Origin of the sequence: Serratia sp. FDAARGOS_506 (genome assembly GCF_003812745.1) — a bacterium.
Classification (GTDB): Bacteria; Pseudomonadota; Gammaproteobacteria; order Enterobacterales; family Enterobacteriaceae; genus Serratia.
Genome location: NZ_CP033831.1, coordinates 3,019,129 through 3,034,691, shown reverse-complemented (window position 1 = coordinate 3,034,691; position 15,563 = coordinate 3,019,129). Strand labels below are relative to the sequence as shown.

Here is a 15,563-nt window from a genome sequence, read left to right as displayed (position 1 = left end):
AACAACCTTTTGATTTTACTTCATAACCGGGAAAACTTCCTGCCCCGAGTTCGCTACACACCGCGGTGAGCCCATGTAGCCTGCCCTCAAGCTACATCCAGCCGCTCCATTTTACTTTAGGAATCGGCTGGATTCGTCAGGTACCGCAGGCGTTTAAGCCGGCAGCATCCCCTTTAACCACTCAGAAAAGGCTTCACCCTGCGTTGGATGACGAAGACCATACTCAACAAAGGCCTTCATGTAACCTAATTTATCACCACAGTCATGCGAACGCCCAACCATGGCGAAAGCCTCAACCGGTTTTTGCTCCATTAGCATAGCGATAGCATCGGTGAGCTGGATCTCGCCGCCAGTGCCGAAAGGCGTTTTTTCCAGCAGCGGCCAGATATCAGCAGCCAAGACATAGCGGCCAACGACGGCCAAATTTGAAGGCGCTTCTTCCTGAGAAGGTTTTTCAACGATCGCATGCATCGGCACGCTTTGGCCTGGCGCCACAGCCACACCGCGACAATCGACCACGCCGTATTTTGACACATCTTTTTCTGGCACAGGTTCTACCATGATCTGGCTGCGACCATGCGTTTCGAATTCAGCAATCATGCTGGCGAGGTTATCTTTCGTCAGATCAGAGGCAATATCGTCCATCAGCACGTCCGGCAGCAACACGGCAAACGGTGCATCACCGATAAGTGGCCTGGCACAAAGTACTGCATGGCCCAACCCTTTGGATTGCCCTTGCCGCACATGCATCAGGGTCACGCCTTTCGGGCAGATAGACTGAACCTCTTCCAGCAGTTGACGCTTAACGCGTGACTCCAACATGCTTTCCAATTCAAACGAGGTGTCAAAGTGGTTTTCAATCGCATTTTTTGACGAGTGCGTGACCAGAATAATCTCTTTAATGCCGGCAGCAACGCATTCATTTACGATGTATTGGATAAGGGGTTTGTCTACAACCGGCAGCATTTCCTTAGGAATTGCCTTTGTGGCCGGTAACATGCGGGTACCAAGACCGGCAACGGGGATGACAGCTTTCAGCATATCTGTGGGGGCTCCCAACGACTTCAGTTTCATTAATGCAACATGTCAAAATTATCGCGATAACACTCAACGTTATCACCGCCCTCTGCTATGCAACCAAGGGGCCTCTATTTTCTTCGGGCTGAATTATACACCCATGTGGGAAGTTAATACATTAACGCCACATAGACAAAACTTCATTTGTCTACGCAGTAACCGCCAGTCACCAAGAAAAATCTCAATGCATTGAATAACAATAAAAAAAGCAAAATCACGCCCGCTTTCTCACTAACCCTAAGAGTCTTCTGGCCCTTGGCACTTTTTGCGCCTGCAGGGTTGGAGGGGACCACAAAAGGAAAAATATAATTAGCACGCTAACAAAAACATCAAGTTATTGAGAATGATTGCTAATTACTAAAGCTGCGTTTCCCTCTTTCGCCACAGATAACAACGAAAAAGCCCACAGCTTGATGTGGGCTTTTCATTGTTTAACTTTATATCAGTATTCTTACTTATACCCTTGCGGATTTTTTTTCTGCCAGTTCCAGGTGTCGCGCATCATGTCATCGATACCCCGACGAACTTTCCACCCAAGCTCTTGGTATGCCAGATCCGCGTTCGCCCAGAAAGCAGGCAGATCGCCGTCGCGGCGAGGCAGTATTTGGTAAGGGATCGTTACGCCGGACGCTTTTTCAAATGCCTGAACCATCGCCAGCACCGAATGCCCTACACCGGCCCCCAGGTTATAAGCTTTAAATCCGTTGATCTTCGCCAGATGGTCCATCGCTTTCAGATGGCCCTCGGCCAAATCCATGACGTGAATGTAATCACGCTCTCCCGTGCCGTCTTTCGTTGGATAGTCACCGCCGAAAATACCCAACTTCTCCAGCTTGCCGATAGCCACCTGCGAGATGTAAGGCAACAGGTTATTGGGAATACCGTTAGGATCTTCACCGATCAAACCCGATTCATGGGCACCCACCGGGTTAAAGTAACGCAAGGCAATAATCGAGAATTGCGGTTCTGCCTTAGCGAAATCTTGCAGAATCTGTTCCACCATCAGCTTAGACGTGCCATAAGGGCTGGTCGTGCCGCCGATCGGTGTCGTCTCAACATAAGGCACCGGCGAATTGGCCCCATAGACAGTGGCGGAGGAACTGAAGATGAAATCATGTACGCCGGCACGGCGCATAGCATCCAACAGGACCAGCGTACCGGTGACGTTATTCTGATAATACTCAAGCGGTTTGCGCGTTGACTCCCCGACAGCCTTGAGGCCGGCGAAGTGGATCACGGCAGTGATGTCATGCGCCTCGAAGATACGCTGCAGACACTCAGCATCCAGAATATCGCCCTGATAGAACACGGCAGCTTTGCCCGTCAGCTTTTCCACACGACGTAACGACTCAGCAGAAGAGTTAGACAGGTTGTCCAACACGACCACGTCTTCGCCGCGTTCTAACAGGGATAAAACGGTGTGGGATCCGATGTAACCGGCACCGCCGGTGACTAGGGTTGTCATGCAAGCTCCTTTATTTACGCTAAAATACGGCCCTTAAGTTAGATAGATGCTCATTCTAACGGGATACGTGGTGATAAACATCAGAATACATCTGGTTTAATCATAGCCTTTAGGCTACCAGTAGCGGAGAAAGACCGGCCTAGCCAGGATAGCGTAACTATTTTATGCGGTTCACGCACCGAACGGGGCGTCACGAGAAACGCAGGATCAGGATAGGGAGGGAAAAGTGGGTTCTATTGCGAGGAAAAAACTAAGGCGCACCCCATCGTAGGTAGGGTGACACAGAACAACCTATGCAAGCGGTGGCTGCAATACAGCCACCTTCAAAGAGACACTCGTGTTCTGACAAGTATCCGTTAATACGCGGATTTGTGTATAAACCCTTTAAATACTGTGAGGAAAATTATTTTTAGATCGAGCCAAATACTCCAGTCACGAATATACTCAAGATCATATTCGACTCGTTTTTGCATCTTATCCAAGGTGTCTGTTTCTCCCCGCCACCCATTAATTTGAGCCCAACCTGTAATTCCTGGTTTGACTTTGTGTCGGAGCATATAACCTTCGATAAGATTTCTATATTGTTCATTGTGTGCCACAGCATGCGGCCTAGGCCCAACGATCGACATCCCGCCAATAAGAACATTGAAAAACTGCGGCAACTCATCCAAAGAGGTTCGTCGCAAAAACGCACCGACCTTGGTCACCCTGGCATCACCTTTCTTTGCCTGGATGACTACATCATTATTTTCCATAACAGTCATAGATCTGAATTTCCAAACCATGATGGGCTTGCCATCCATACCGTAGCGTGTTTGACGAAATATAACTGGCCCTTGAGATGTAAATTTAACAGCGAACGCGATCAAAGCAAGTACCGGCGAGATAAATATCAATATCAGCATTGACAAAATAATATCTTCAGCTCTTTTAAAAACTTTATTTATACCATTTAATGGAGTATCGAACAAAGGAACGACGGGAACTCCATTTACCTCTTCAGTTCTTGACTGCAAGATATTGAACGTAAATACATCAGGGATAAACATGACAGAACAAGTTGTGTCCGTTAACTGCCCCAGTATCCTCTTGAACTTATGCTCTTCGCTCATTTTCATCGCGATATACACATAATCAAGTCGTCCTTGGCGTGCATCCTCGACTAACTTATCCAAGTCACCACAATACTTTATTTCATTATCATTGTGACTTGGTACATCGTCGTATATACCTTCAACGATAAATCCTAACCAAGGTTCTTCTTTAAAATTTTTCAGCAGTCTTACACCGATAGGCATCGAACCCGCAACGGCTACCTTTCGGTTGTTGTATCCCAGATTTCTAATTGTCCCCACCAAAAAACGGATTGCAGAGCGACAGAACGTGAACCCTAGACATACTGATAGATACCAGTATAAAAATACTTCAAATGTAAAACTGGAACTCGGCATGAACGAAGTTATACCGGCAGTAACGATTATGCTTAACGTCCAATTTTTAAGTATAAGTCGAAGCTCTGATGAGAACTTCCCCCCACGCCAAGAGCGATAAAAATCAGTTATACCACCAATCATTTGAAATGCGACTAAAGCTATGAGTGCAACCAGAATGCTCTCATAGTTAAAGTTAAAACCATTTATTTTACTTGCAACAAACCCGCCAAAGAAAATAATAGAGATATCAGAAAAACGCTGAACCATAGATATGAGAGATGCATTTGCTTTGGAATGCGCCCGCTGATGTTGTATTTTCATAATAAAAGCACTCTTATAAATGAGTACGCAATTACTTCTATAAGAAAAATAAATGCGCACCCTTTAAATTATAAACTCAACAGATTCAGAATTTCCTTAACCTTTTCTTCCATCAATTTTTTATTATTTCTAGACTCTACATTAAGTCGAACTACAGGTTCTGTATTTGATGAGCGAAGGTTGAAACGCCACTCTGGGAACTCAACGCTTATGCCATCGGTATAATCAACCGAACTTGCTTTCGAAACATAGTAGTTTTTAACACCTTCAATCGAACTCTCTGGGTTCGATAACTTGATATTGATCTCACCGGAGGACGGGTAGGCGGCAATGCGATCCTGCACCAACTGCCCCAGAGTTTCTCCCTTCACACTGACCAGTTCAGCGACCAGCAGCCACGGGATCATGCCACTGTCGCAATAAGCAAAATCACGGAAATAGTGGTGGGCGCTCATTTCTCCGCCATAAATGGCATCTTCCGCACGCATGCGTTCCTTAATGAAAGCATGGCCGGTTTTCGACATCACAGGTACGCCCCCGGCATCGGTGACCACATCAATGGTGTTCCAACTCAGACGTGGATCGTGGATGATCTTCGCGCCCGGCTGTTTCTGCAAGAAGGCCTCCGCCAGCAGGCCAACGATATAATAGCCCTCAATGAAATCGCCTTTTTCATCGAACAGGAAGCAGCGATCGAAATCGCCGTCGAACGCAATGCCCATATCAGCGCCATGCTCACGCACCGCATCGGCGGTATCCGCACGACACTCAGGCAGCAATGGGTTAGGAATACCATTAGGGAAAGTGCCGTCCGGCTGGTGATGCACCTTGATAAACTCTAGCGGCACGCCCCACGCCTTCAGTTTCACTTCAATAGCATCGATCACATGCCCCGCCGCGCCGTTGCCCGAGTTGATCACCAGCTTCAACGGTTTGAAATTTTTCACGTCGACGTAGGACAGAATATGTTCTACATAAGCCCCTAATACGTCCTGGCGAACATAGTTACCGCGCGTTGCCGTCGGCATCTGAAATTGGTTTTTCTCCGCCAGTTCTTGGATTGCCCGTAACCCGGTATCGCCGCTAATCGGGCGAGAGCCTTCGCGCACCAACTTCATGCCGTTGTAATCGATAGGGTTATGGCTGGCGGTGACTTCCACGCCACCATCAGTTTTTAAATAGGTTGTGGCGAAATAAATTTCTTCAGTCCCGGTTAAACCGATGTCGATAACGTCGGTGCCTGCATCCTGTAAACCTTTCGCCAGAGCCAGTTTCAGGTTTTCACTGGTTAACCGCACATCGCTGCCCAACACGATATTCTTAGGCTTCAAAAACTCACCGTAGGCTCGCCCGATACGGTACGCAATGTCCTCATTCAGCTCTTCGCCCAGTTTTCCCCGAATGTCATAAGCTTTAAAACACGTTAACTTTTGCATTGCCAAACCCTTTCTTAAACTCTGCCATATCGATCTTGCAAACGCTCAATATCATCTTCTTCCAGATAATGCCCCGATCTGACCTCAATTATTTCCAAATCGATTTTTCCTGGATTCTCCAACGTGTGAACACTACCAGCGGGGATAAAGGTAGACTGGTTTTCTGATAAGATGAATTCTTTATCATCAACATTGACTTTTGCCGCCCCACTCACGACGACCCAATGCTCAGCACGGTGAAGATGTCGTTGCACAGACAGTCCTTCCCCTGGCCGAACAATGATCTTCTTCACTTGGAAATGCGTGCCGCTATCAATATCGCAGATCTTGCCCCAGGGCCGGTAGGAGGCCGAATGATGACGGAAATGATGAAGATTGCGCTTTTTCAGTTCCTCGACGATTTTCTTCACCTCTTGAACCTTATCTTTGGTGGCAATAAGCACGGCATCGCTGGTCGTAACAACAACCATGTCATGCAACCCTATCGTAGCCACCAGAGCAGAGTCAGAAGATATGTAATTGTTATTTGAATCAATGGAGATAACCTCCCCAACATTCACATTTCCCGAATGGTCCTTTGCAGACACATCCCACAATGACGACCACGATCCGACATCACTCCATCCTGCATCGATCGGGATCACAACGGCATCCTGGGTTTTTTCCATCACGGCATAGTCAATGGAGTCACTCGGGCAACATTGGAAGGTTTCTTGCTCCACGCGAATGAAATTCATATCGCGTTGGCTCTCCATGACTGATTTTTTAGTCGTTTGGTAAATCTCTGGGCTAAATTTTTCCAGCTCGCTGAGAAATTTCTCCGTCTTGAACATAAACATACCGCTGTTCCAGCTATAATCGCCGGAAGCGATATATTCTTTTGCTTTTTCCAGACAAGGCTTCTCAACAAAGGCATCAACTTTGAAGCACTCCCTAGAGAGGCTGTCGCCACGTCTAATATACCCATACCCCGTCTCTGGATGCTGAGGGATAATACCAAACGTCACCAGCCGATCTTCTGTGGCAAACTGAGTAGCCGTATTGATTGCCTCATGAAAATCGCTCACTTTCGTGATCAAATGATCGGCAGCCAATACCAAAAGCATACCGTCAAAGGCTTCTTCTGCCGCCAGATGAGCCGCCAAAGCCACAGCTGGTGCAGTATTCCTCCCCATAGGTTCCAAAATTATATTTGTCCCCAGTTGGCCGATCTCACGCAACTGTTCTGCGACCAAAAAACGGTGCTCTTCGTTACATATCACTAAAGGTGCCGCAATCTCTAGATTGGAAGCGTTCTCCAAGCGCACTAACGTCTGCTGCAACAGACTTAAACCACTATCGTCAATCGACAGGAATTGTTTAGGAAAAGATTCTCTAGACAAAGGCCATAAGCGGCTACCCGTTCCTCCGGCCATAATTACCGGAACTATCTTGGACATAATTTAACCCTTCGCTAATCTGCTATTTCAAAATGAACTTTAAAAACTGTAATTTTTGATAATAAATAGAGAAATAAGTGCATTCGAAAATAATTTTTAAAATTATTAATGTGACAATTCTCAAAAGCTTGCAAATGACTGGTAAGATTTTTCAAACCAATAATAAGAATGACCTGAGGTCATAAAGTTAATATCAGGAACGTGACTTACTATTATACAACATGGCTCCAGCCCTCAGAGTGAGGCCCTGGTACTGACAATAGAAAATCGAAAAAAGCCATAGAGATCAATTAATTAAAAAAACAAAACGCTACCGCCCTTGGCTTACAGTTACCAATCACTGATGTATGCGTCCACTTGTTGCCATTAATGGTCGCTACTACGATGTTTGTCACCAGGCAAACATCGCATACCAGCGGCGATAAAGCGTGTTAACACATCACCACATCTGACCTCATAAGGCTTATATCAGGCAGAGAAGCTATTTTTATCTCACCTCGCCAATCAAGCGTTAACATAACGTATAAACACAAAAAAGAGCAGCATTGAGCTGCTCTTTCAGATTTATACTTAGGGTAGGCAGAACTGTTCGCTGAAATATTGGTCAATGGCCTGCGGCAAAATACTGCGCCACGCGCAGCACATCCTTCTCGTCTAGCGTGCCGGAGTCGCTCAGCAGGGTAATCCAGGACTTGATGTAGGTGTACTTGGCAGAAGCCAGATCTCGCTGGGCGCTATAGAGCTGCTGTTCGGCGTTGAGCACATCGACGTTAACGCGCTGCCCCGCCAATACGCTCTGCCGGGTCGCCGTCACCTGCGTGGTTGCCGACTTCACCGCCAGCTCGTAGGCCGCCAGTTTGGCGCGACTGCTGATGCACAGATTGAACTGCTTGCGCAGATCGTTCAGCGTCGAGCCCACTTGCGTATCCATTTCAGCCATCGCCTGGCCGTAGCGCGCCGCCGCCTGCCGAGTTGAGGCCGCCACGCCGCCGCCGGAGTAAATCGGTAAACTCACCTGCACCCCGATGCTGTCGGTGCGGTATTTCTGGTTAACCGTGTTGTCGCTGCTGGAATCGTTCTCCGAGTGCGAAGCATAGAGTTGCACACTCGGCATAAAGCCGGCGCGATTTCTCTCTACCTCGTATTTTGCCGCATCGACGCCGTGGCGCGAGGCGGCCAGCACCGGGTTATTCTCCAGGGCGATCTTTTGCCACTCTTCGAACTTCGACGGGATCAGTGGCGCCACCTGGAACTTGCCCGGCCGTAAGACCTGCAGCTCATCCAGTTGATTCAACGGTACGCCGATGATCACCTCCAGCTCGCGCTGCGCGGCATCCAGCGCATCGCGTGCCTCGATCACCTGAGCTTCGGCCAGGCTGTAGCGCGCCTGCGTTTCAGATACGTCGGTCAACGTCCCCTCACCCGCGCTCATCAGCCGATCGTTCAACGCCAGCTGCTCTTTATAGGCCGCTTTTTGCGCCTCGGCCAGGGCGATTTGATCTTTGGAATAGGCCACTTCGACATAGGCGCTGATCACCCTTACCGCCAGGTCGAGCAGTTTGCCGCGATAGCGTTCGTCCGACATCATCGTCTGCGCCACACCGCCTTTGTAACGCGCATAGGCCTCATAATCGAACAGCGGCTGCGTCAACGTCACCGAGCTGGAGTAACTGCGGTACTGCTGCCGCCGCGTCGCTTCCGTAATATTGCCAAAGAAATCGCTTTGCGGGTATTTCTGTGTTTGCCAGTTACGCGGCGAATTCTGGTAGTTCAGCGATACCTTCGGCAGCAGCCCCGCCCTGCCGATATTTTCGTTCTCATCTCCCGCTTCTTTTTCTTTTATAGCCGCCCGGAAGGTCGGGTCCTTTTCTAATGCCAGCGAATATGCGTCTAAAATCCCTATCGAATAAACCGGCGCAGACATCGCAAACAAAAGGGTGCCGATAACCAGACCGGCAGCCTGTCGTTTTGAATGAATCAAAATTATTCCTCGGTTAATGAAGTATGAGCGCGATCCAAAATAGGTTTAAACAGATAGCTCAGCAGCGAGCGCGACCCCGTTTTCACGAACACCTCCACCGGCATCCCCGGCTTGATGTCCTCACCGCTGAGCATTTTCATGCCCTCTGGCGAGACCGTGACCTGCATCTGGTAGTAAGGTTCACCATTGGTCTTGTCGACCAGACGGTCGGCGGAAACCAGCGTGACCGTTCCCGGAATTTTCGGGGTTTTGTTTTGGTTGAAGGCGGTAAACATCAGATCCACCGGCAACCCGTTGTACACCTTATCGATCAGGTCAACTTTGAGGCGAGAATCCACCACCAATGTCGCCTGGCTGGGTACCACGTCCATCAGGTGGTCACCCGCTCCCACGACGCCCCCCTGAGTGAAGATATTCAATCCGACCACGGTGCCGTCCACCGGTGAAGTGATGGCGGTGTTGCCCAGATCGAAATCGGCCATTTGCAGTTTGTTGCGGAACTCGCTGGCGTCCATTTGGGTTTGCGCCAGTTGCGTTCTGACTTCGCGCTGATAGTCGGCGAAGCGCTGATCGATACGTTGCTGAGACTCCTGCAGCTGCTTCTGCAGCTGGCCAATCCGCCCGACGGTCTCATCGATGCTGCTGTTCACCTCGGCGAACTGGCGCTGTATTTCCAGGTAGCGGTTGCGCGGCAGGTAACCGTCCGCCGCCAGCTGTTTCATGCTATTCATCTGCTCACGCAGGCTGGAGAGTTGGATCTGTTTGTTGGCGCGTGAGTCCTGCAGGCCTTTCAACTGGAAACGGATCCCGTCCATCGACTGCTTATAACCGTCAATTTCACTCTGCAGCCCTTGGCGACGGGAGGCGAACAGCTGCGTCTGCAGCGCAATGATCTCCGCGACACGCGGCTGATCCTTAACCTGAGCGAAAACAGGGGAAAAAGTGACCTTGCTCAGACCATCCCGTTCAGCCAGCAAGCGCCCTTCGGTCGCCAGCGTGGTGTAATACTGATCGCGCAGCGAATCGACCTGTGCCTGTGCCTGCACCTGGCTCAACTGCACCAGAACTTCGCCGGCTTTCACCTTGTCGCCGTCTTTCACCACGATATTTTTGATGATGCCACTGGCCGGCGCCTGCACCGTTTTACGGTTGCCGGAAACGGTTACCGATCCCGGCGACGCCACCCCTTTGTCCAGAGGCGCAAACGCCGCCCAGGCCAAGAAACCGAACACACCTACACCCAGCGCCAGCCATCCGAGGCGGGTATAACGGCGCTCATCCAGCGGGATTTGTTCTGAGTACGAGTCATTCGGCTCGCCAATATGCGTAGACATACCAACTCCTTTGACTGCCGGCGACGCAACAGCGCCGCCAGGCCAGTTCACGGCTTAATTAATTTGAGTTTTAGGAATATCGCCTTCATCCGGCTCGGAGTTCACCGCACGCGCCGCTTGCGGAGGTACCTGCGCTTTTTGCGCATTCGCCAAGGCCTGCAGCACCTGCTGCGTTGGGCCAAACGCATTGACGTTCCCGTTAACCAGCAGCAACAGCTTGTTGGTCATCGCCAGCAGATTGGTGCGGTGCGTAATCAGGATCACCGTCTTATTCCGCTGTTTAAGGAACGTAATGGCCTGGTTCAACGCCCGCTCACCGGCATCGTCAAGATTGGAGTTGGGTTCATCCAGCACGATAAGAGACGGATCGCCATACAGCGCACGCGCCAAACCGATACGCTGTTTCTGACCGCCGGAAAGCCCGGCGCCACCGTTGCCGATCACCGAATCATAGCCATTGGGGAAGCGCAGAATCAGCTCATGCACGCCGGCCAACTTGGCGGCCTCAATCACTTTCACCGAGTCCAGCTCGTTGAAGCGGGCGATGTTCTCCGCGATGCTGCCGGCGAACAGCTCAATATCCTGCGGCAGATAACCGATGTAAGGCCCCAGTTCGTCCTTGTTCCACTGGTAGATGTCGGCGTTGTCCAGCCGCACAATACCTTCGCTAACCGGCCAGATGCCGACCAGCAGGCGCGCCAACGTAGACTTGCCTGAAGCGCTTGGCCCGATAATCCCCAGCACATCTCCCGGCTGAATCGCGAAGTTGACGTTATGCAGCACCGCGCTCCCCTTCGAGCCAGGTGGCGTTGCGGTCACCCCTTCAACTGAAATCACCCCTTCCGGACGCGGCAGCGACATGCCGGTACCGCGCGGCGGATGCTGTTCCAGCAAACGCACCAAGCGCTGGTATGCCAGCTTGGCAGAGCTCCAGCTTTTCCAAACGTTGATCACCTGTTCGATCGGCGCCAGAGTACGCCCCATCAAAATTGAACCGGCGATCATCATGCCCGGCGTGATGTGCCCATCGATCGCCAGCCAGCCCCCCAGGCCCAAAACCAGCGACTGGAGCGACAGACGCACAAACTTAGTGATCGATGTAACACGAGATGCCCGTTCGCTGGCGATGCGTTGGCTGTTCAGGAAGCGCTGATGCAGACCGAACCAACGCCCCTTCAGGTTGGGCAACATTCCCAACGCTTCGATCACTTCGGCGTTACGCAAGTTGGTGCTGGCCAGGTTGCTTGACATGATTGAAAGCCGGCTGGCATCCGCCAGCGGCTTTTTCGACACCACTTCGTTGATTACTGCCAAGGCGATCAACAGTAAAGAGCCCACGAGTGCGAACAACCCCAGCCAAGGGTTAAACAGGAAAATCACCAGCAGATAGATCGGGAACCAGGGCGCATCGAAGAAGGCGAACAGCGCACTTCCGGTCAGGAATTGACGCACGTTGGTCAGATCGCTCAACATCTGGCCGGCATCGGAGGAACCGTTTTTTAAATTCGCCTCGTAAGCCGCAGTATAAATGCGCGTATTGAGCCGCATATCCAGCTGACTGCCGATACGGATCACCACCATGCTGCGCACGTATTCCAGCAAGGACATCATGCCGAACATCCCCAGCATGATCAGCGTCAACATTAACAGTGTGATTTCATTACGCGAAGGAAGCACCCGGTCGTAAACCTGGAGCATGTAAATGGAAGGTACCAACATTAATAGGTTAATAAACGCAGTGAATATACCGACGGTCCAGAAGACTTTACTGCGCGTGCGTATAACATCCGCAATTTCGTTGCGCGGGATAAATTGATTCACGTTCTGCCCTTACATCATGTGCACTGTCAGTCCAATCCGCATTGACCCCTCCCCTAAAGAAATTCCTAAAACAGAATCCTCCGGGAAGGCTCACCCCAAAAAAATGCCCGAGACTGCAGATACTTTCGTTAACTATAGGTAGAGAAAGTGAAAATCGGCAAGGTAGGTTATAAAAAAAAAACCGGCCACCATGCTTTGAAAAAGCATGATAAAACAGAGTGATATGAAAAAACAAAGGCGGGAATGGAAGATAACGAAATGGAATAACTTAGAGAGGATGACACTGCTCACAAATTTAAATATGCGGGGGATTACGCCCCCGCATTATTTAATTCCAAATAGTTCCACTCGGAATTATTTGTTATTGCAGCCTTACCATCAGGCGTAGTGCAGAGAATCCACCAACTGCTGGTGGTTCTGGCCAGTCAGGTAAATGACCGTATCGTTGGCATCAAGCGTGTGGTTATTGTTGTTATCAATAATCACATAAGAGTCAGCATTGTTGCCTGTACCGCTGAACACCACCGAGGCCACACCCACTTTCCCGGTTAACGAGTTTGGATTGCTCAGCCCCAGGATGCCCCCCAGCAGGCCGACGACGCCGGTGGTCAGGCCACCGATCAACGACCCCAGCAGCGCATCCAGCGTATCCGCAGAACGAGTACCGTAGTCTGATACCGCCGAGCCGGTATTGGACAAGGTCAGGCCGGAAGCGGCATCAACGATCTTATCTTTCGCGGTGCTGAAGTCGGTGATGGTGACCCCCGCCTGCGAGTTACTGGATTTCAGATCGTAGATATTCGCGCCGTTACCGCCAGTCAGCGTGGTGTTACCCAGCACGTTGAAACTGTCGGCCTTTGATGTCCCTTCCACCGTCAGTTGGTAACCGTTCAGACCCAGCGTGTTCAGCAGCGGCGTCAGCAGCGCAGTGGTAGCCGCACTCAACGGCAAGGCTTTCAGCAGCTGTACGATAATGCCGTCACCGGTACCCGCATGGCTTGAATCCAGGTTCAAACCACCGGTATTGGCAGACGCATTGATGTCGCGCACGTTGCTGTAGCCCGCGCCCACGGTCAGATTCAGCGCATGATCGCCGGTCACGTTGATATTCTGAACCTGCGCATTGGTGCCAGCCAGAGACAGAATGTTGTTGAACGCACCGGTACCACCGGAAGCCACGTTCACCGTCGTCAGCGCGGTGCCCAACAGCGCACTGCTGCTGCTGTTCAGGCTGATGGCGCCGGCATTCACGTTCGCCGAACTCACCGCATCAAAGTTGATGTTGAAGTGGTCGGTGGCGTTTTGGACGAAGGTGAAGTTCAGCGTGCTGGCTGAGGTCGCGTCCCCTTTCACTTCCAGCTGCGCGGCGCTACCGCCGGCGGCATTGATGACGTTGACGTTAGCCAGGCCGGAGATCACGAAGCCTTGCGTCCCCAGGTTGGTCGCCGCTGCGTTCTGGGTGACCGTGCCGCCCGTAGTGCCTTCTACCGTAGCCGTGCCGTTGGTCAGGCCAAAGTCGAAGGTGTTGGTTGGCGTAGTGACGCTGGTGGTGGTCGGAGAACCAATCACTGGTGTGGTTACCAACGTACCGACAGACTTACCGATATAACCGGTCAGATCAATCTGCTCAAAGTTCGAGAAATTGTTAGCGTTGCTGGTCACGGTGCTGGTGCGAATGCCCAAGCCGTTCTGGTTAGTCACCACGGTTTTGGTGATAAAGTTGGCAGAGATGGAATCCGTGCCGGTGCCGCCGTCAGCCTTGACGGTATTGGCAACGGTGTTTGCGCCGCCAGAAACTGCGTTCCCCGCCCAGTGCAGGCTGTCGTTGCCGGCGCCAAGGTTAAACTGTGCAGTGCCGGTAGCAATGTTTGCCGTCGAAGTGACGACCACGTTGTCTGCGCCCGAGCTGGCGTTCAGGATGATGTTGCCGTTGTTGACGGTGACAGCAACCCCAGAACTGGCGCCGTTGTCAGACAGGTTCACCGTCGCTGCGCTGGTGCCGTTGATGGTCAGGTTAGCCAAGTGATCGGCGAACTTCAGGTTGACCAGGCTGGCTGTGCTGGCATTGAGTTGAACATCAGTCAATACCGCCGTTTCAGCATTGCTGATCTGGTGGGACAGCCCCGAGTTGATCGTACCAATGGCATTACCACCTGAAGCAGATGAAGACAAGGCTGCTGCCGTGTTGTAAACCAGACTGGTGCCAATCTGGTACTCAAAGGCATGCTGTTGCGTAACCGTAGTGGCATCGGTAGCCGTCGAGTTACGTAAGTCATTGATGATAGCCTGCGTAATGACAGATTTGTCCGTTCCCAAGGCGTTATAAGTCGCTAGTTGAGAAGCAGTAGCGTTCACACCATACACGCCATTAAAAATGTGCTGAATGAACGCATCACCGGTCAAATTGGCTCCTTTCTGCTGAAACTCTGAGGAAGCCAGAAGTTTTTGAGTCAGAAGCGCGAATGTGTTTCCTGGCTGCAATAAGTAAGTAGTCCAAAAACTCAAACCACTGGCATCGGCAGCTCGATAAGGAGCAGCCAAATAAAGCGAGGCAACCTGCTCTTGATTGGCCAGCGCTACGCTCCACTGATTCCACGCCGCAGTACCGTAATTACTATACAGCAGAGCATCAACGTGGTTGTCGAGGGTGGTTTGTGCAGCCAGGTTAGTACTGTCGAACTGCTTATAGTTTAATAAGTTATCAATTGCGCCATAGATAGCACTATTCAGCGACGTAGTACCCAAAATGCCCTGGAGGACGCTGTCAGCCGGTGCAGTACCATAAACCTTGGTATAAATCGTTCTTAAAATATCCAATGAAGTGCTTGAGCCATACAAGGCTTGCCCTTCAGCAGAAGCCAGCAGGTTACCCACGTATGTCTGTGCGGTAATTTGTCCCGTCCGAATTTGGCCAGCATCAGCATCAAAAGCCGCTGGACCGGTAAAAGTACTATGACCCAGAACAGCATATTGAATCGCTGCCACAACTTTCTGGTACAGCAAAACTTGAGAAGCCATAAGTATATCCTCAAAATTAAAAATTTATTTCAGATATCAAAAAGTTAACATAAACAAAAAAAATAACATGCGAATGCACGCCAGTTAAGGAAAGATCAAAAAAGCAGGGTTGTCAAACAGCAAAAGGAAAACAAACTAAAGATAATCCTATAGGAAAAAGCATTAATGAAAGAAAACAATCCACATAAACACTTACTTAACAAACAATACATTAACATGTGAATAATAACGCGCGAAA

General features: G+C 50.4%; 9 protein-coding genes. All 9 read right to left on the bottom strand.

From position 1 onward, the window contains the following. Positions 1-153 precede the first annotated feature (153 nt). Positions 154-1,041, bottom strand: a complete 888-nt coding sequence (galU, locus tag EGY12_RS14725) for a UTP--glucose-1-phosphate uridylyltransferase GalU (protein WP_123894415.1) — start codon at positions 1,039-1,041, stop codon at positions 154-156. A 487-nt stretch (positions 1,042-1,528) separates the two neighbouring features. Then, positions 1,529-2,542: a UDP-glucose 4-epimerase GalE gene (gene galE, locus EGY12_RS14720; RefSeq protein WP_123894414.1), complete on the bottom strand. Its 1,014-nt coding sequence runs from the start codon at positions 2,540-2,542 to the stop codon at positions 1,529-1,531. A 356-nt stretch (positions 2,543-2,898) separates the two neighbouring features. Next, positions 2,899-4,296, bottom strand: a complete 1,398-nt coding sequence (gene wcaJ / locus EGY12_RS14715; RefSeq protein ID WP_123894413.1) for an undecaprenyl-phosphate glucose phosphotransferase — start codon at positions 4,294-4,296, stop codon at positions 2,899-2,901. 68 nt (positions 4,297-4,364) lie between these two features. Continuing rightward, positions 4,365-5,732, bottom strand: a complete 1,368-nt coding sequence (gene cpsG / locus EGY12_RS14710) for a phosphomannomutase CpsG (RefSeq protein WP_123894412.1) — start codon at positions 5,730-5,732, stop codon at positions 4,365-4,367. 14 nt (positions 5,733-5,746) lie between these two features. Then, the gene (locus EGY12_RS14705) at positions 5,747-7,171 is read right to left on the bottom strand and encodes a mannose-1-phosphate guanylyltransferase/mannose-6-phosphate isomerase (protein WP_123894411.1); all 1,425 of its coding nucleotides are present in this window, start codon (positions 7,169-7,171) and stop codon (positions 5,747-5,749) included. A 604-nt stretch (positions 7,172-7,775) separates the two neighbouring features. Continuing rightward, entirely contained in the window at positions 7,776-9,152 is a 1,377-nt protein-coding gene (locus EGY12_RS14700; protein ID WP_123894410.1) for a TolC family outer membrane protein, read from the bottom strand. A gap of 2 nt (positions 9,153-9,154) precedes the next feature. Beyond that, complete coding sequence (locus EGY12_RS14695) at positions 9,155-10,486, bottom strand: HlyD family type I secretion periplasmic adaptor subunit (RefSeq protein ID WP_038881050.1); 1,332 nt, start codon at positions 10,484-10,486, stop codon at positions 9,155-9,157. Positions 10,487-10,540: 54 nt separating this feature from the next. Beyond that, entirely contained in the window at positions 10,541-12,307 is a 1,767-nt protein-coding gene (locus tag EGY12_RS14690) for a type I secretion system permease/ATPase (RefSeq protein WP_049202258.1), read from the bottom strand. A 378-nt stretch (positions 12,308-12,685) separates the two neighbouring features. Continuing rightward, entirely contained in the window at positions 12,686-15,325 is a 2,640-nt protein-coding gene (locus EGY12_RS14685; RefSeq protein WP_123894409.1) for a DUF4214 domain-containing protein, read from the bottom strand. Positions 15,326-15,563 lie beyond the last annotated feature (238 nt).

Coding starts and splice junctions, on each gene's coding strand:
- galU (WP_123894415.1), bottom strand. CDS start 1,041: ATGCTGAAAGCTGTCATCCCCGTTGCCGGTCTTGGTACCCGCATGTTA.
- wcaJ (WP_123894413.1), bottom strand. CDS start 4,296: ATGAAAATACAACATCAGCGGGCGCATTCCAAAGCAAATGCATCTCTC.
- cpsG (WP_123894412.1), bottom strand. CDS start 5,732: ATGCAAAAGTTAACGTGTTTTAAAGCTTATGACATTCGGGGAAAACTG.
- EGY12_RS14695 (WP_038881050.1), bottom strand. CDS start 10,486: ATGTCTACGCATATTGGCGAGCCGAATGACTCGTACTCAGAACAAATC.
- galE (WP_123894414.1), bottom strand. CDS start 2,542: ATGACAACCCTAGTCACCGGCGGTGCCGGTTACATCGGATCCCACACC.
- EGY12_RS14685 (WP_123894409.1), bottom strand. CDS start 15,325: ATGGCTTCTCAAGTTTTGCTGTACCAGAAAGTTGTGGCAGCGATTCAA.
- EGY12_RS14705 (WP_123894411.1), bottom strand. CDS start 7,171: ATGTCCAAGATAGTTCCGGTAATTATGGCCGGAGGAACGGGTAGCCGC.